This window comes from Micromonospora sp. NPDC049359 (assembly GCF_044466585.1).
Lineage (GTDB): Bacteria > Actinomycetota > Actinomycetes > Mycobacteriales > Micromonosporaceae > Micromonospora.
Window position 1 is genome coordinate 920,149 of record NZ_JBITMW010000001.1, and the last position, 16,523, is coordinate 936,671.

Genomic DNA, 16,523 nt, shown 5'->3' on the forward strand with positions numbered 1-16,523 from the left:
CATGGACCAAGCGGCGCCCACCGGCAACTCCGAGACGATCCTCATCAGCATCCGCGGCAATTCCAGCGCCGGGAAGAGCACCATCGCCACGGCGTTGCGGCGCCGGCACGGCCGCGGCTGCGCGATGGTCGGCCAAGACCATATCCGTCGGATCCTGCTCAGGGAACGCGACAAGCCCGGCGGCCTCGCGCCCGCGCTCATCGCGCAGAACGTCCGCTTCTGCCTCGACCACGGCTACCACGTGATCCTGGAAGGGATCATGCACACCGCCCGCTATCGGAGCATGCTCACCGAGCTGCGTGACGCGCACCGTGGGCGAACGCTCTTCGTCTACCTCGATGTGTCACTTACCGAGACCTTGCGACGCCACGAGACGCGTCCCTTGGCGGCGGAGGTGTCGCCGGAAAACCTGCGCAGCTGGTATACCCCGCGCGACGTCCTCGGCTGGTCCAACGAGCTCGTCCTGCCGGAGACCACCATGCTGGAGCAAGCGATCGAGCGCATCGCCACCGTCGCCGGCCTGCCGTTGACCGGCCGCGACGACGACCTGCTCCCGGCCGTCCCATGACTTCACCCCAGACGTCCAGCGCAGGCAGTGCCGGTCTCGTGGCGGACGGGGCGGATGACGTGTTCGCGGCGCTGGTCGCCCGTGCCGCTGCCGCAGGGGTGGGTACCGGCCGGGTGGTGCACCGTACCGACAAGGCCGTCGTCGCCACCGGCCGCCGCGACGGCCGACCGGTGATCGTGAAGCTGTTGACCACCGACGACCCGTACTGGGTAGGCCGGCGCCAACACGAGCTGCGCATGTACGAACTGTTCACCGATCAGCCACCCCCCGTGCGCGTGCCGCAGGTCCTGTACGCCGACGCTCGCCTGACCGTCCTGACTCAGCTACCTGGGCAGCGCCTGGACGACCAACGCCACCTCACTCGCGACGTCAGCCCGGCCACCGCACAGCTGGTCCTGGACACCCTCGACACCGTCGCCGCCTGGATGCCAGCACCGCCGCTGCCGCAACCTGTCGATTACCACGGCCGCATCGGCGCCGAACACACCGCCGGACTCCTCGACGACGCCGACCAGCACGCCCTACACACCCTCGTCGACCAGCTCGGACCGGACCGGGTCACCGCACACGGCGACCCCCTACCCGCGAACCTGCTCCTCGACCGCGAGCACTGCGCCCTCATCGACTTCGAGCACACCGGCAGCTACCTACCCGGCTACGACCTCGCGCTACTGCACATCATCGGCGCCGCAGCCAGCCCCACCCTCACTGCCGCGATCGCCGAACATGTGCACACCGCCGACATCACGACGGCCTACTACGTCAACCTGCTCCTGCTGACCTGCAGAGAGATCCGCCTGCACACCGTGCTGCCAGCAGGCGACTCGACCACGTCCCGGCTCGCGTACCTGCGACAGCTACTCAGCCAAGCACGCCGCGACGTTCAGGCACTGATGCGATGGGCATGAACCGGACGACCGCCATCCCGCGGGCCCACCGCAGCCCCGCAGACGGCTCACAGGCACCTCCCCCGCTGAGCCGTGACTTCCACCGGCTGTGGGGCGCATACTCGGTCAGCCACCTGGGATCCGCCGTCGGGGCGGGCGCGCTGCCGCTGGTCGCGATCCTGCTGCTGGACTCATCGGCTCTGCAGATCTCCCTGCTCGCGGTGATCTCCGGCCTCGCTTCGGCGGTCATCGTCCTGCCCCTGGGCCCTTGGGTGGAGTTCCGGCGCAAACGGCCCGTGATGATCGGCGCCGACCTGCTGCGCTTCGCGGCCCTGGCCAGCGTCCCCATCGCCGCCGCGCTAGGCGCCCTGACGTACGAGCAGTTGTGCGTCGTCGCCGTCGTGCAGACCGCCGGCACCATCGTGTTCGGCGCCGCCAGCGGCGCACACCTGAAGCACCTGGTCACCGTCGATCAACGTGTCACCGCCAACAGCCGATTCGAGACCTCCCAGTGGACGGCGAACAGCCTCGGCTCACCCATCGGCGGTGTCCTCGTGTCCTGGCTCGGCGCTACCGCGTCCATCACCGTCGACGCCGCGAGTTTTCTGATGTCCGCGCTCGGGATCCGCCGCCTGCGCAGCCCCGAACCGCCGCCACCTGCGCGGCAACCCGCCCCGAGGCGGGGCCGGGAAGCCATCGAAGGATGGCGGCACATCCTTCACCACGCGGGCCTGCGGGCACTGTTCGTCAACGCCGTCGTCTTCGGCGGCGCCATCACGGCCAGCACGCCCATCATCGCGGTGTTCATGCTCCGCGACCTACACCTGGCGCCCTGGCAGTACGGCCTGGCCCTCGGACTGCCCTGCCTCGGCGGCATCCTCGGCTCCCTCACCGCCGGCCCCCTCACCACCCGATACGGCCTCCGCAGGGTCCTGCTCACCACCGGCGTCGCCCGCACCCTCTGGATGGGATTCATCCCCCTCGCCCCGCCCGGCACACCGGGCCTGATCATCATCACCCTCGCCGACACACTCCTGCTGTTCATGGCGGGAACGTTCAATCCCACCTTCGCCGCCTACCGCATGAACCACACCAGCGAGCACTGCCTGTCCCGCGTCCTGACCGCCTGGTCCATCACCAGCAAACTCACCCAACCCCTCTTCATCGCAGCCGCCGGCATCCTCGCCGCCGCCACCGGCCCCCGCACCGCCCTCACGGCAACCGCCGCCCTCACCCTCACCAGCGCCGCGATCCTGCCATGGAAGACCACCCCGAACAGCCCGCCCCACACCCCCGCCGCGAACCCGCCCAGCGGACGTCGCCTACTGGCACGTCGTTCCGGTAGCGCGAGCACCGGCCTGTCTACCGCCGTCACGGCCACCGCCACCACACCCAGGGAGAACGCAGAATGAGCGATGACAACCCGCAGCGGCGGGCACCTCGCCGGTACGCCGGCACCACGACTGATTTCGTGCTGGACGGCACCACGGGGCGCCTCACCACGGCCACCTCGTCCGGGCAGCTCACTCACGTCGAGCTGCGCGTCGGCAAACACGGCTCCACCCTGGCCGGCCTAACCGAGGCGCTGTCCACGGCGATCACCACCGGTCTGCAAGCCGGCGCGCCCCCGTCCGAGTTCGTGGCCCCGCTACGGCACACCCACTACACCCCTTCCGGCGCCACCACCGACCCGGACGTGCCGCACGCGACCTCGCTGAGCGACTACCTCGCACACCGCCTCCACCAGCAACACATCAGCACCCCGCCGCACCCAGACGCCGCGCAGCTGCCTGGAGACATTCAAACCAGCACGCAGCCACGACTGCCCACGGCCAGCTGGTTGCCGCACCCCCGCAGCTGACCCGACCTCGATCAACCTGGACCTGCCGGAGGTGAAGAGGGCATGCGCGATGACGAGTTACGCGGTCTGGTTGGCGGGAGCCAGCCGCTGATGCGGGCGCTGCGCACCGTGCGGGACTCGGGCCTACCTGACGCCTGGATCGGCGCCGGTGTCCTCAGGGACCTGGTGTGGGACCAACGCTACGGGCACGGATTCGACTTCTCGCAAGCTCGGGATATCGACGTGGCATTCTTCGACCCCACCGACCTGACCCGCACCAACGACGAGCACGCCACCGAACATCTGACGGCGATCTGGCTCGGACCGCCATGGGAGGCGAAGAACCAGGCCGCCGTGCACACCTGGTACCCCGCCCGATTCGGAGGCGACCCCGTCCCCGCGCTGCGAAGCATCGCCGACGCGGTCGCGACCTGGCCCGAATACGCCACCGCCGTCGCGATCCGTCTCGACGCCGGCGGGCACATCGCTGTCTGCGCACCCCACGGACTCGATGACCTTCTCGACGGCATCTGGCAACGCAACCCGACCCGAGTCAGCCAGGTCGTGTCCGCGCAACGACTAGCGCGGCAACGCCCCGCCCACCGCTGGCCCCGAGTCCGAGTCCTCAGCTGATCACCCGCGATGGACGCCAGGAGGCTCGCCCCAAATGCTCGACGCCCGCCGAATGGACGACTCGTCCACTCTCACGATCGCTGCCGCCCAACCGCCAGTCACCTGCGACGCCACGCTCAACGGCACCGCAATCCGTGCGCTCATGCGCCGCGCACGTCAGCAGGGTGCCTACTTGGTGCAGTTCCCCGAAGGCGCCCTGTCCGGCTACGCCGGGCAGGCCAAGGACCACTTCGCCGGCTGGAACGTCGACTGGACAATGCTACGGCGGGAGCTGGACAAGACGGCCGCGCTCGCGGGTGAACTCGGCCTGTGGGTGATCCTGGGCAGCAATCACCGACTCAGCGGCGAGCACCGTCCGCACAACAGCCTGTACGTGATCTCCGACCAGGGACGCATCGTCGACCGCTACGACAAGCGCTACCTCTCCCACACGGAGATCACCCGCTTCTACACCCCCGGCTTCACACCAAGCGTCCTCGACATCGCGGGATTCAAGCTGGGGCTGGCACTTTGCATCGAGATCAACTTCCCGGAGATGTTCCTCGACTACCTGCACAGGGGCGTGGACTGCGTCCTGTTCTCCACCTTCTCCGAAGACCCGATGTTCGCCGTGATCGCCCAGGGCCACGCCGCCACCATGAGCCAGTGGGTGAGCGTCTCGGTGCCCGCGCAATGCAGCACCGCCATGCCCACCGGAATTATCGGCCCTCACGGCGGCTGGCTCGCCCGCTGCGCACCCGATGGCACAGCCGACCTGGTCTGCGCCACGCTCGACCGTGACGCCCCAGAGCTGCGCATCGCCGTGCAGCACGCCCGCCCCTGGCGCACCACCGCCCGCGACGGCGCCATCTACCGGCAACGGCGCGTGGACGATCCGCGCAGCCACAACCGCACCGAGGGGTGACAGTGGCGCCGAACCAGGCGCCACCCATCGAACAATGTCGCATAGCGACGGTACGGTCACTCCTGGCAGTTTGTTGTGGTGGAGGGAGCTTGCTCGTGGTCAAGCGCAGCAGCCGATCTCGGCGCAGGGAACCGATTCGCCGGCCGATTCCAGCAACACGACTGTCCGCCTCGGCGGACAGGGTCACCGACCTGACCGGGCAGCGCCTGGTCGACGGCTGGCCGGTGACCGAGCAGGTGCGAGTGCGGCTGGCCCGCGGCGCGGATATGGCCGCAGTGCGTCGGCTCACCGCGCTGGCCGGTGTCCATCTCGAGGACGAGGTCGTCGACGACGTGGACGCCGGTGTCGGCGGGGCCGCGTTGCGGGCCGGCTTGGACGGTGGTCCGGACACGTTCATGCGATACATGGCCGAGAAGTTCACCGGCCCGCAGGCCATGGATCCGAGGAGGCTGCTGCCGCCGGCGACGCTGGTGCTGGTGGCCGAGCACGACCAGCGCGGCGTTGTCGGAGCGGTGGTCGCGTACCCGCCGGGTGGTGTGCTCAAGCAGCTGGTCGAGCATCAACGGCGGGCAGGGTTGGGCAGTCAGCAGCTGTTTCAGCTGGTCATGGCTGGCGTGATGTGGATGGTGCGGATCAAGGCGATCGCGGTCGACGAAACGATGCGCGGCCGCGGGATCGGCAGTGCGTTGCTGCATCGCTGCCAGCAGATTTACGCGCACTGCGGCTACATGATCACGTATGGGCAGATGGCCGACAGCCCGGAGCTGGAGCGGTTCTACCGCAGCCACGGCTTCGACGTGCTGGAGCGTGACAGCGGGTTCGACCCGTGGGTGGTCCTCGGGGTTCACGCCGAGATCCGCCCCGACCCGGGTGAGCGCACGTTCGTCCAGCATCAGAAGGCAGGCGCGAATCGGAGGCCCGGTCGGGTGCCGGCACCACGACACAGCAGCAGGACGCCGTTTGACCCGGGCACCCTGGCCCTGCATGACGATCACCTGCCGGCACTGCTGACGCAGGGCTCTGGGGAGTTGCTCGCCATCCAGTTCCTGCCCCTGCTCTGGGTCAAGATGGCCGAGGGGCAGCGCGCCAACGCTTGCATCGACGCGTGTGCGCAGCTGCGGTACGCCTACCAGCAGTTCGGGATCGCCGCCGAGATCCTGCCGGTCGGTGTGGTGATCCACGACCCGGACGGCGGTCGTACCCGGTACGCGACCGACGAGCCGAGCTGGTACGACGACACCACCCTGGTCGGGCACACCATCCTGCTACTGCCCGAACACGACAGACTGGTGGATCCGACCATCGAGCAGGTACCAGAGGTCCGGGCACTGCGACAAGGTCCGGTCATCGGGCGGCTTCCTGAGCCGAACCGGCAGGCGCTGCGTGACGGCGAGACCAGCTTCGCCGTCCAACGCGCTGACCTGCTCATCGAGTACCAGCCGGTCCGGCCCGAGCATCGGGATCGACTGCTGAGCGGGCCGCTGCTGGCACGTAACGACGTCCAGTATCGGCGCGGCGCCGTCAACCTTGCCGCAATGGCCGTACAGGCGTTCCGCGATGCAGGAGCCGCCGATCGCATCCGGCAGACCACCGCCTTCCCCCGCCTAACGGCGCTGCTCGATGCCATCGGCGACGCTCCGATTGGCGTCGACGAAACCACCAGCGATGTGCTGATTCACCTGCCCGGGGGCCCCGTCCGGCTCGACCAAGTCCCGGTCCCCCGATTGCCGTAGGGGGATGACGGTAGTCCCGACTGCGGAATGCCTTCACCGCTCGGTTGACGGCTATGGGACGCGGATCGGGCATCGTCGCATCGACTATTCGCGCGGCGCGTGGACGATTCGCGCAGCCACGAGCGTACTGGGAGTGACAGGGGTGCCGAACTTACGCGGCTTGTACCGTGGCCGACCTCAGTTCCCGCTGATGATCGTCGGTCATGGTCGATTCGACCACGCCCACGTTCCCGCCAGCCTGCGGAAACAACTGATGGAACTAGCCGCCAGCGACACTGCCCATTGGGGTCTGCTTTTCGTGCTCGACGCCCGAAGGCGCCGTTGGACCCTCTTCTCCCCCGACGCGGAGTACGCGGCGCTGTTCGCACCCGCCGCCCACACCCTGAACCTCGACGTCGACGTCTTCACGACGAAGTTCCCCTGCTGGAGCAGCGGATGGCGGATCACCTAAATAGGCCACCTGCGTTCGCCCGGGGATCGCCTCGGGCTCCAACCGGCGTCAGCGGCAGCGTCACCCACACGTGGCCTGACCCGGCGGCTCACAGCGTCCGATGTCGGCGGTCGCCATGCCCGGCGTCATCTCCGCGACCTGCGCGACGACCTCGCCCTGCGGGCTGATGATGTTCGTCGGCCCGTAGCCGATCCGGTCCGCGCCACGCTCACCGGTGACGTCAGCTGACACCAGCCACATGCCGCTCTCCCGGGCCCGGGCGGCGCGGATCGGGGTGTGCCGGTCCTTCCAATGCAGGGCGGAGGCGCGGCGCATCATGTTCTGCGCTGGGACGAGGAGCAGTTGTGCGCCCTGCGCCGCCACCGCCGCGGCCGCAGCAGGTACCCGGGTGTCAGAGCAGATGTTGATGCCGAACAGCACGCCTTTAACCTCGAAGGTTGGGTAGTCCTGACCTGGAGTAAAGAGCGATTCTCCCGGCATGAGGTGGGTTTTACGGTAGACGCCGAGGAGCTCACCGCCGGCCACGACGACCGCTGAGTTGAAGTACTGGCCCGCCCGTCGTTCGATGACACCGAGGACAAGGGTCTGCCCGATCCGGCCCACACGGCGCAGCAGCGCAGCGAACGACGCGGAGCGCAGATCCATAGCGTGGGCGTCCAGGTGCTGCTCCTGCACGAGATAGCCCTGCAGAAAGCACTCCGGGAACAGCAGCAACTCCACATCCCGCTGATCAGCTTCGCGGCCGAACTCCTCGATGCACTGCACCGCCGCGCCGACATCGCCCAGAATCTCCGGGGTCTGACAGGCCCCCACCCGCATCACCTCGGCCACTCCGAAACCCTAGCGAGGTCCGACGACGTTGCTGCTTGCGCGATGACAGTGGGGACGGCACCGCCGCTGCGGGACCTCCTGTGAGACTGGCCGGCGTGGAGGGTCACGGCACGCGCAGACGGGCAGCGTTTCCGCCGCCGGGTTAGCCGGTCTGAAGGCGCTTGTACGACCGGGACCGGTCAGGCCTAGGGCATGGCTGCGGCGTTGTTGGCCGCGAGCCAGCCGGCGGGACTGCCGCAGTCATGGTACTCACCGGTGACGGGGTGGATCAGTACGTCGTTGTCGCGGGCGAAGGCGATGACGGCGTCGGTGGCCTGGTACTCCCCGTTGGCAGCCGGAATCAGCTCCTGGAAGTAGGCCACCGCGTCAGCGGGTAGCAGGGTACGGCTGATGTTGATGTACGCGGTCGGCTCGTCGTAGTCGTGCGGCTTCTCTAGTAGCTCGTCGAGCAGTTCATGACCCTCGGATGCTCGCGGGTGGAGGATGCCGTAGCGGTGGGCCTCGGCGCCGGGCACCGTGGCGGCGGCGAGCGCAGCCGGCACTCCGGCGGCGACCCGGGCCGCGGCGAGGTCGGCCAGGTCCGATCCGCCGTCGTTGCGAAGCAAAAGGTCGTCGCCGGCCACCAGGAGGAAGTCGTCGCCAGCGATGAAGTCAGCGGCGACGATCGCGGGCAGCGCGGTGCCGTAACGGTCGTCGCGCGGCTGTTCGATGAACGTGAAGTCGGCTTGGCTGTGCAGGTCGACGACGGACGCGTACTTGTCCTGCCAGCCGCGTGCGGTGAAGTAGTCCTTCAGGTCGTGGTCTTCGGTGAAGTAATGACGCACCTGGCGGCCGATCTCGCCGGGGGCGGTGACGATCGCGATCTCACGGGTGCCTGCGGCGACGCAGTCAGCGACCGCGTAGGCGACGACTGGTTGGTTGAGGATCGGCAGCATGCACTTGTTGATCGTTTTGCCGATCGGGAAGAAGCGGCTGCCCATGCCGGCGACAGCGATGACGGCCCTCACGTGCTTACCTTTCGGTTGGGTTACACCGGCCGTCAACGTGTAGCGACAGTGAGCCGGGCGGACCAATGCAGCTTACGCATAGCATTGGGTCAATTCGGGCACCTAGTGGAGGCGCGCACGGGCGCAGGCCGCCGGCGACGGCGGCCTCGATCCCTCTGCGTACGAGAACGACGCCTGTCCGGTGTCGTCTACCGAGACTCAGGCACCGAATGCACACCCCGGACTTGACGCAGGAGCTACTTATCGTCCCGGGCCGTCTTCCTCCTCATCGGACGCTTGTGCTGTGCGGCGATATTGAGGATGGCCCTCGTCCATCTGAATGGCCGCGTGCAGTGCGACTGGGTAGCGGGCGCGGCCGGACCAATACATGGTCTGGTGACAGAGCTGAGCGGTGGCGACCGCGAGTGCCTCATGAGAGACACGGTCATTGAGGGCGATGGGGTAGATCTCGGTAGCGGTCATCGAGTACCACGGTTCGGGCATCTCGCTCTTGCGGCGTTCTTCGCGGTTCTCGGAGATAACGGACCGTTTGGCGTCCCACCTGGTGTACTTCGCGCCGAGCCGGCCCGAGTTGCCACCGTCGTAGTTGCGCGGCACGTTGCACAGGACCCAGACCGGCGTGCCGAAGTCCGTCTCAATCTCGTAGAGAGCGTTGGTCGTCTCGCCTTCTCGTACGGCGTCTTTTGTGCTGAGTACGTGGGTGTAGGCGATCGGTGGGGGCACTCTGTCGTCGGCGATGTTGACGCGGATGATCGCGTCGGGGCGTTCATCGTCTTGCAGGCTGTAGCCCGGCAGCCACCGCTTACTCTTCCATTCTCCGGGTTGGCTGCCCTGCTTGCTGTTCTGCAACCCATCCCAGATGCGGCGGGCGCTGTCCTCGTCGACGGTGACGACGTACGGCCGGCCATCGAGGTCCTCGGCGAGGTCCTGCAGTGCCTGTTCGACGACGTCGCCGACGTCGTCCCAGCGCTGACGGTACGACTTCTTGCCGCCGGTCTCCTGCGGGTATTCGGTCTCGTGGAACTGGTTCTGGGCTTGGCGGTAGGGCTGCCATGAGGCGACAGTCGAGCTCCAGCCGAGCAATTGCCACACGTCGCCTGGCGTCGGCGGCGGGATCAACGCGGTCGCGGTCACGACCGTTCTGGGAGAGCTCTTCTCACCCTTGCGTTTGTTCTGCTGGCGGATGTGGAAGCCGACGTGGGCGATACGGTCGGCCCCGTACCCCGCGTGTCGTTTCTCAGGACGCAGGGCGTTGGCGATGCGGTCGTCGATGATGCCGAGCGAGCGGTAGAGGTCGAGCAGCGCCATCTCTGCCGGGTGGTCGGGGTCCTTTGGCTCGATGATGCCGTTGGCGTTCCTGCCGAGCAGGTACTGGCTAGCGATGTCCTTGCTCGCCAGAATCATCTTGCTCTGTGGCTTCGCGTCCGCTTCCTCCAGTTCGGCGGGTTTGAGGCCTGGGATGTCCTCGGTGGTGGGGATGTGGGTTTCGCACCAAGCACCGATCAGGACGTCGCCGCTGGTGTCGAGTGCCGCGGCGGCGGGGTTCAGTGCCTTGGTCCGGCCGTTCGGGCTACCGTGCGCCAGGAAGTTCGCCGCGAGGTGGAAGACGGCGGTGATCGTCCCGCCGAAGAGATCGATCTCTTCGCCGTCGTGCGGGTCGAGGCCCTCGGTCTCGAGGCCGTACGTCTTGGCGAGGGCAGCGATCATCCGCAGCCGGGTTTCGTCGCGGTACCAGAGGCAGACCAGGCGCAGCTTGGTGAAGCCGGCCGCTTTGACTGCGGCGGCGATGGAGGCGGGCTCGGGAAACGCGCTGCCCTTGCCGCGCAGAGCCTTCTTGGACCCGGTGGCTTCGCGTTCTGCCTTGCGGCGGTCCAGCTCCGCCTTGGGCACCCGCTCGGGGTCAGTCGGTCGGTGCGGCAGAGCCATGGTGGTGGCGCGCGCGATGAGTGGCTCTGCCCGGCCCTCAAACCGGCCCAGGACGTGCTCGTTGAGGACCCGCAGGTGGTGCATGCCGGTGCCGACGCCGATGGGGAACGGCCGGCTCTTCGGCAGTACGGGCCAGATCTGGGCAGGGCGTTCACGGGAGAAGCTCAGGGTGGGCCTGCGGTCCTTGCCTGCCTCGGCGATGGCTTCGGCGCGCATGCGCTGTTCGGCCTGCGAGCGGGTCGCGATGGCCTGCAGGACGGAGTAGTCCATCTCGAGGCGTCCGAGCGCCTCGAGCGCGTAGCGGCTGATGGTGCGGGCGCCGCCGCCGCCGTGCAGGCCCACTTCGAGGACCGGGCGGTTGTCACCGGGCTGGACCGCCAGCACGGTCCTGCTGTAGATCAGTGAGTCCGAGATCCGGGTCACCCGGGAGGTCACCATGAGTACGGGGGTGGCGATGTTCGGCACCGTTTGCAGCGTGAGGGCGGTACGTGACAGTGCGTACCGGCCGCCCTGGTCATTTTCCCAGGGGTCGTCGAGAGCGATCAACCCGCCGGTGACGTCTGGCCGCAGTGGGATGGCAAGGCCTTCGCGGACCGTCCAGGGGCCGGCCAGCTTCTGCGCCAGGCCCCAGGCGATGGTGCGGAACACCCAGTTCGGGGCGACGGGCTGATTGCCGGTCTGCGGCCGGACGTGCTCGGCGAGGTAGACCTCGCTCTCCGGAGTGTCGGCGATCTTCTGTGCCAGCTCCGGCGGCTGCCGCAGGTCGATTTCGTGGATCGCTATACCCTGGGCCAGCCCGTGGGTGAGGGTGAACACCCGGCACAGGAGCTTGTCGTCGATCCGCTCCCGTGATGCGAGGAACGGCTGGGGCCCACCAGGCTCGAAGTAGACGTATCCGCCGGTGAGGACGCTGAGCACGGTGGTGGCGATCGAGTACGGGGCCTGGGCGGAGTCGTTGCCGTACCGCCTCTGGCAGGCGCGGTCGAAGTTCTCCCACAGGGTGCGTGTCTCGGCGTCCAGGTTTCTCAGGTACACGCGGTCGTTGCCGACGAGGTCGGGGGTGCAGCGGTACGCGAGCGTGTCGAGATAGCGTCCGGGCTCGCGGTGGTGTCGGGTCACTCGTCCTCTTCTCGGAAAGCGTCCAGCACGGTGGGCTCGTTGGGGTCGATTCCGGCGTACGACAGGAATGCGTTAAGCGCTTCGCCGTACAGGTCGTTCATCTGTTTGCGCACGTCGGGCGGCCACTTCGCGTGAATGCGGCGCAGGATGGTGTCGAGGTCAGCGCTCCAGGTGTCCTCGTGGAACGCGAAGTCGACCATGTGCAGGACGGCTTCGGTACCGCCACGGCGGGCCCGACCGGCGAGCTGGATGAGGTCGACGATCATGCCGGCGACCACTTCCTCCTGCAGGGATTTCTGCATGGAGGCGAACTGGCTCGCCGAGCGCAGCAACAGCCTCAGCCTCTCCCACGCGGCGTCGCGGGCGGCGGCGAGCGCGGCGACGGGATCACTGCTTCCACCGGCGGGGAGGGCGCGCATGCCGGCTGCGTTGATGCTCCCGTACATCTCGGACGGCTCGTTCAGCAACGCCAGGGGCCGCACGCACAGGTAGACCGACCGCACCGCGGAGCGGATGCCCTTGACGATGTTGAGGCCACGCGCGATCAGCGACAGCGGCACGACCAGGATGTTGCCCCGGTCCGGGAAGGTCTCGAACTCTTCCTGGGTCAGCCGGACGGCGAGGTTCTCGCGGGGCAGGTCCGGATTGAGGCTGTGCCGGTCCTCGGCGCGCACGGCCACGCACAGTCCGGACCGGTAGTTCCCGGACTGGGCGATGCCGCGGGCGAGCAAGGCGCACTGCTCGTAGGAGTTCGCGACGACGAGCACGTGGGCGCGGTCGGAGTCCTCGCGAGCTGCCCGTTCCAGCTCCCGGCGGATATGCCGGTCGTACAGCTGGTCGCCGAGCTCGATCAGGGCGTCTCGTTTTCGGCTGGTGTGCAGTCCCGAGACTTTGATCGGTTCGCCGAGCAGCGGGTGCCCTTTGCCGTAGTCGACACGCCGTTTCCGGGCGCGGATGGAGCGGGCTTGTGCGTCGGTCATCCACCAGCGGACCGGGGCGTGGACGTGTTCGCGGACGGCCTGCGGGAAGAACGCCGTCGCTGACAGCCCCATGACGGGCCGTTGCGTTCCGGCCAGGCTCAGCGAGACGATCCCGCCGAGTTCGGCGGTGAACAGGTGCGGGTCGCCGCCGATGGTCTGGGCGACCAGCTCGGCGCTCTTCTGCCTGTCATCGAGGCCGGTGACCCGGTAGCCGGTCAGGGAGCGGCCGAGCATGCCGATCGGCATCACGGTGGTGATCGCCGAGTGCTGGAGCTGCTCGATGATCTTCTGAGCGGAGCGCAACCCGGACGACCGGAAGCGCTGCGCGTTCTTGCGGACCTCTGCGAGCGCCTCGTCGAGTTCGATCATCACCGCGCGGGTCGCCAGCAGGTTGATGATCTGGGCTCGGCGGTGCCCGTCCTTGATGACGTCGCCCAACAACTCGTGTAGTTCGAGCTTGACCGCGTCAAGCAGGCTCTCGCCTCGTGGTCCTACCAGTGCGCTCAGGCCCCGTTGGACGTCCGCCCACACCGGTTCGAGCGCGCCGCTCGCGCGTCCGTGCCGGTCGGCATGCTGGTAGCGCTCAGGCATCAGCGCGTTGATCCGCTCGACGATCTCGGTGGGTATGCCCGCGTCGCCGATATCGGAATCGGGCCACAGCAGTCGGGCCAGTGTGCGGTCGCGGCCACGCGCCATGTGCCAGCGGCTGCTGGTCTGATCGGGAATGCGTTCCTCGGCGCGCTGGTCCTCGGCAGCGTGCAGTTTGAGCGCGTTGCGGCAGATGCTGAGCAGCAGGAACTCAGCCATGAGCCGCACGTGGCTGACCGACGGCAGCAGCACGTTCTCGTCGTCGATGGGCAGCCGCTTCGCGTCGGTATCGATCTCCTGAGGGGCCGAGGTCCAATGACGGCGCGAGTGCAGTTTCACGTCGCTGGCGCAGCGTTCGATGGCCCTCGACTGGAACTGATCCACCTCGTCGATGAGCACGGCATGGCTGGTACGCAGCGCGAACTCGGCAGCCGTCAGGGTCCGCACGGGGCGGCCATCGAGATTGACGCCGATCCGCAGGGTGCCCTGCAGGAAATAGAAGTGGTTCATGACGACCACGTTCGCGTCGCACGCCTCGTAGACCGGGGTGAACTTGCTACAGGTCGGGATCCACGGGCAGGCCGAGACTCCGACGCCCTGACGGCCGAGCGAGAGGCAGGGTTCACGTCCGGGCGGGTAGTCGCCGGTGGACTCGGTGAACTCGCGTTGCGCGCATCCGTAGGCGAGCGGGTCGATGTCGCGTTCTCCGCGTAGACCCCAGTCGCCGGGCGATTCGGGGTCTTCGTCGATCAGCGAAGCGTGCTTGACGGCCCGCTCGCGCATGCTGCTCGAGGACATCAGGTGCGCGCACGTCGGCGTGTGGTCCAGGTCCTGTTGCTCTCGGAGATAGGCCAGGTCGCCCTGGATGTTCGAGGTCATCGCCAGGCAGGACTTGATGTCCGGCTGCACGAGCGTGACTCGTAGGTTGCGCAGGGCGAACCAGCTGGCCATGACCCGGACCAGCACGCTCTTGCCGGTGCCGGTGGGAGCGTGGAAGATCTCCAGGCCGACGGCCGACATTGTTAAAACTTCACGGGGCGAGACGACGTCGGTGGTCTGCAGCACGTCGACCAGGCCGGTGAGCGTGGTGTGCAGGAACCGCTTGTCCGGCGGGAAGCGTTCGTCGATCTGGGCGGCCAGCGTCAGGAGTTCGTGCGTGGGAATCTGCAGCTCGGGCGTGTAGGGGACGGTCGACACGTGCGGCAGCTGGTCGAGGGCGAACGGTTCGGTGAAATGCGGATAGCGCGGGATCCGCACCCGCCCGTGGATCTGACCGCCGTCCTTGACGTAGATCGTGGGGGTACTCCACGTTCCGGGGCCCGCGAAGTCCGGCGGCTTCGGGCGGACGCTTGGGCGCCGGAACCGGGCGGTCTGGCGATCGACGTAGTCCAGCAGGTTCCCGCCAACGCGAGGAAACGCGGCGTCAGCCCTGAACGGGTTGTTCCCGGCGAGCTCAAAGGCTGCGATGGGTGCCTGTTCCTCGTCCGGACCTGGATCGGAAGGGGTGAGGGCGGTGCGGGCGGCGACCGAGAAGGCACGATGCTCGGCCAGGTCGGCTGGGGCGATCGATCCGACCAGCGCGATCCGCTGCTTCTCGTCGCGGGTAAGCCTGCTCCAGCGGTCCCACACCGTGTATTTCCCGGACAGCAGGAACGCGGCGTCGGCGAACCCGGCGGCGTCACGTGCGTCACCGGGGATACGGCGTGGGAAATAGTGGGCTGCCAGTGCCAGGGCGGCGTGCACCACGCTGGTCTGCACGGTCGGGTCGCTCATGCCCACCTCACCCCCGCTTGCTTGCAGACCAGCTCACCGAAGGCCGAGGCGGTGGCCACCTTCATGTCGTACTTCTGGCACACCTCGGACAACAGGGGGACCTGCCCGGCCCGGTAGTCCGGGACCACGAGCCATTCGGCGCCGCCGCGGTCACCCTCCTGCGCATGGATGAGGCTCGCGAGCGTCGTCGCCGAGGTGTAGTCCTTGACGTCGACCTTGAAGGACGTCTTGGTGCCAGGGATCGTCACCTTCAGGTCGTAGGCGTCCAGGGCCGGCCACAGGTTCACCTTCAGCCCGCGTTCGACCAGTCGGTCCCGCAGCGCCAGCTCCGGAATCCCTGGCACTGTGGTGTATCGCCAGATGCCCCGGGCCAGCGCCTTGTGGTTCTCCGCCGGCATCGGCTGGGGAACAACATCGATGTCGGGAAACAGCACCGCTTCGCGGGTGGCGGGACGGTCCGGGCGTGGTTCGGGAAGGAGTTCGGCAGCAGAACCGTCATCGCTCGGACGGAACAGGTACGAGGCCCCCATATCGGCGTGCGGGGTGTGCCAGCATCGGGCCGACCCCACCAGCGCACCGGCGCTCTTCGCCAACGCCAGCCGCATCGGCCACCGGCAGATAGGACACTCGTACCACCAGCCCTGGTGGATCGAGGCGTACGGGATGTCGGTGTAGAACTCGACCACGGTCGGCGGCAGCCGCAAGTCCGCCAGCTCATCGGTCGGCCCGGACGGATATCGGATCAGATCCGCACGCCCGTTTTCGTAGACCGATTGAACGCCCTGTTTGCTCAGCGCCAGATACACAGTCTCCTGCTCCACCTCCTCCCGCAGCTCGCGCACACCCGCGAGCATGTCCGAGCTGCGATCGAGTTTGCGCAGAGTGTGCAGCAGCATCCTCTGCTCGAAGTCCAGATCGAAGGCGTCCTCCGTGACCTGCCCGTCCTGATCCATGACGAGCAACCCCTTGAGATCGACTGGCTCCACCCCCTCGGGCAGTAGCTGCGCAAGGTCACCCGAAAGAGCCTGCCGGAACCAGCCGAACGGCAACGGGCTTCCCGGGCCGCGGGCAGCCAGCACAATCCCGTGGCACTCCATCAAGGTCTCCAGCCGCCGCTCCGGCTTCCACCCAGCAGCAGTGAGAGCCTTCGCGGCATGCAGGGCCGCCTTGGTCACGAGGTAGCGAACATGAAGATCACTTAACGTGCGCGCGTCGTCATCGACAGCATGGGTCACGAAGGCGGATGTTAGACCCACCCTCTGACAAGACGAGGTCCCGAAAGC

General features: G+C 67.8%; 13 protein-coding genes. 8 read left to right on the forward strand and 5 right to left on the reverse strand.

What is annotated here, in order from left to right; genetic code table 11:
* Position 1 precedes the first annotated feature (1 nt).
* The 8 genes from ACIBTX_RS04300 to ACIBTX_RS04335 all read left to right on the forward strand — a co-directional run bounded on the left by ACIBTX_RS04300 (position 2) and on the right by ACIBTX_RS04335 (position 7,016).
* A complete protein-coding gene (locus tag ACIBTX_RS04300) occupies positions 2-568 on the forward strand; it encodes a kinase (protein WP_328654477.1) in 567 nt (188 codons plus the stop codon).
* Positions 565-1,476, forward strand: coding sequence for a phosphotransferase (locus ACIBTX_RS04305; RefSeq protein WP_357129726.1), 912 nt, complete (start codon positions 565-567; stop codon positions 1,474-1,476). The genes ACIBTX_RS04300 and ACIBTX_RS04305 overlap by 4 nt, the downstream gene beginning before the upstream one ends.
* Positions 1,473-2,867, forward strand: a complete 1,395-nt coding sequence (locus tag ACIBTX_RS04310) for an MFS transporter (RefSeq protein WP_328654479.1) — start codon at positions 1,473-1,475, stop codon at positions 2,865-2,867. The genes ACIBTX_RS04305 and ACIBTX_RS04310 overlap by 4 nt, the downstream gene beginning before the upstream one ends.
* A complete protein-coding gene (locus tag ACIBTX_RS04315; RefSeq protein ID WP_328654480.1) occupies positions 2,864-3,316 on the forward strand; it encodes a hypothetical protein in 453 nt (150 codons plus the stop codon). The genes ACIBTX_RS04310 and ACIBTX_RS04315 overlap by 4 nt, the downstream gene beginning before the upstream one ends.
* Positions 3,317-3,358: 42 nt before the next feature.
* Positions 3,359-3,928 (forward strand): nucleotidyltransferase family protein, encoded by a 570-nt coding sequence (locus ACIBTX_RS04320; protein ID WP_328654481.1) that lies wholly within the window; start codon positions 3,359-3,361, stop codon positions 3,926-3,928.
* Positions 3,929-3,962: 34 nt separating this feature from the next.
* Complete coding sequence (locus tag ACIBTX_RS04325; protein ID WP_328654482.1) at positions 3,963-4,832, forward strand: carbon-nitrogen hydrolase family protein; 870 nt, start codon at positions 3,963-3,965, stop codon at positions 4,830-4,832.
* A 2-nt stretch (positions 4,833-4,834) separates the two neighbouring features.
* The gene (locus ACIBTX_RS04330) at positions 4,835-6,565 is read left to right on the forward strand and encodes a GNAT family N-acetyltransferase (protein ID WP_328654483.1); all 1,731 of its coding nucleotides are present in this window, start codon (positions 4,835-4,837) and stop codon (positions 6,563-6,565) included.
* A gap of 253 nt (positions 6,566-6,818) precedes the next feature.
* Positions 6,819-7,016 carry a hypothetical protein gene (locus ACIBTX_RS04335; RefSeq protein ID WP_328654484.1) on the forward strand — a complete coding sequence of 66 codons (198 nt, stop codon included), beginning with the start codon at positions 6,819-6,821 and terminating at the stop codon, positions 7,014-7,016.
* A gap of 60 nt (positions 7,017-7,076) precedes the next feature.
* Here ACIBTX_RS04335 and ACIBTX_RS04340 read toward each other — a convergent pair whose 3' ends face one another.
* From ACIBTX_RS04340 to ACIBTX_RS04360, 5 genes are all read right to left on the reverse strand, one after another.
* Positions 7,077-7,847 (reverse strand): carbon-nitrogen hydrolase family protein, encoded by a 771-nt coding sequence (locus tag ACIBTX_RS04340; protein WP_357129717.1) that lies wholly within the window; start codon positions 7,845-7,847, stop codon positions 7,077-7,079.
* A gap of 185 nt (positions 7,848-8,032) precedes the next feature.
* Positions 8,033-8,854 carry a sugar phosphate nucleotidyltransferase gene (locus ACIBTX_RS04345; RefSeq protein ID WP_328654486.1) on the reverse strand — a complete coding sequence of 274 codons (822 nt, stop codon included), beginning with the start codon at positions 8,852-8,854 and terminating at the stop codon, positions 8,033-8,035.
* 240 nt (positions 8,855-9,094) lie between these two features.
* The gene (locus tag ACIBTX_RS04350) at positions 9,095-11,899 is read right to left on the reverse strand and encodes an RNaseH domain-containing protein (RefSeq protein ID WP_328654487.1); all 2,805 of its coding nucleotides are present in this window, start codon (positions 11,897-11,899) and stop codon (positions 9,095-9,097) included.
* The gene (locus ACIBTX_RS04355; RefSeq protein ID WP_357129712.1) at positions 11,896-15,240 is read right to left on the reverse strand and encodes a hypothetical protein; all 3,345 of its coding nucleotides are present in this window, start codon (positions 15,238-15,240) and stop codon (positions 11,896-11,898) included. Before ACIBTX_RS04355 ends, ACIBTX_RS04350 begins: the two co-directional genes overlap by 4 nt.
* Positions 15,237-16,475, reverse strand: coding sequence for a hypothetical protein (locus tag ACIBTX_RS04360; protein ID WP_357129709.1), 1,239 nt, complete (start codon positions 16,473-16,475; stop codon positions 15,237-15,239). Before ACIBTX_RS04360 ends, ACIBTX_RS04355 begins: the two co-directional genes overlap by 4 nt.
* Between the last annotated feature and the right edge of the window lie 48 nt (positions 16,476-16,523).

Coding starts and splice junctions, on each gene's coding strand:
- ACIBTX_RS04300 (WP_328654477.1), top strand. CDS start 2: ATGGACCAAGCGGCGCCCACCGGCAACTCCGAGACGATCCTCATCAGC.
- ACIBTX_RS04355 (WP_357129712.1), bottom strand. CDS start 15,240: ATGAGCGACCCGACCGTGCAGACCAGCGTGGTGCACGCCGCCCTGGCA.
- ACIBTX_RS04305 (WP_357129726.1), top strand. CDS start 565: ATGACTTCACCCCAGACGTCCAGCGCAGGCAGTGCCGGTCTCGTGGCG.
- ACIBTX_RS04315 (WP_328654480.1), top strand. CDS start 2,864: ATGAGCGATGACAACCCGCAGCGGCGGGCACCTCGCCGGTACGCCGGC.
- ACIBTX_RS04335 (WP_328654484.1), top strand. CDS start 6,819: ATGGAACTAGCCGCCAGCGACACTGCCCATTGGGGTCTGCTTTTCGTG.
- ACIBTX_RS04310 (WP_328654479.1), top strand. CDS start 1,473: ATGAACCGGACGACCGCCATCCCGCGGGCCCACCGCAGCCCCGCAGAC.
- ACIBTX_RS04325 (WP_328654482.1), top strand. CDS start 3,963: ATGCTCGACGCCCGCCGAATGGACGACTCGTCCACTCTCACGATCGCT.
- ACIBTX_RS04320 (WP_328654481.1), top strand. CDS start 3,359: ATGCGCGATGACGAGTTACGCGGTCTGGTTGGCGGGAGCCAGCCGCTG.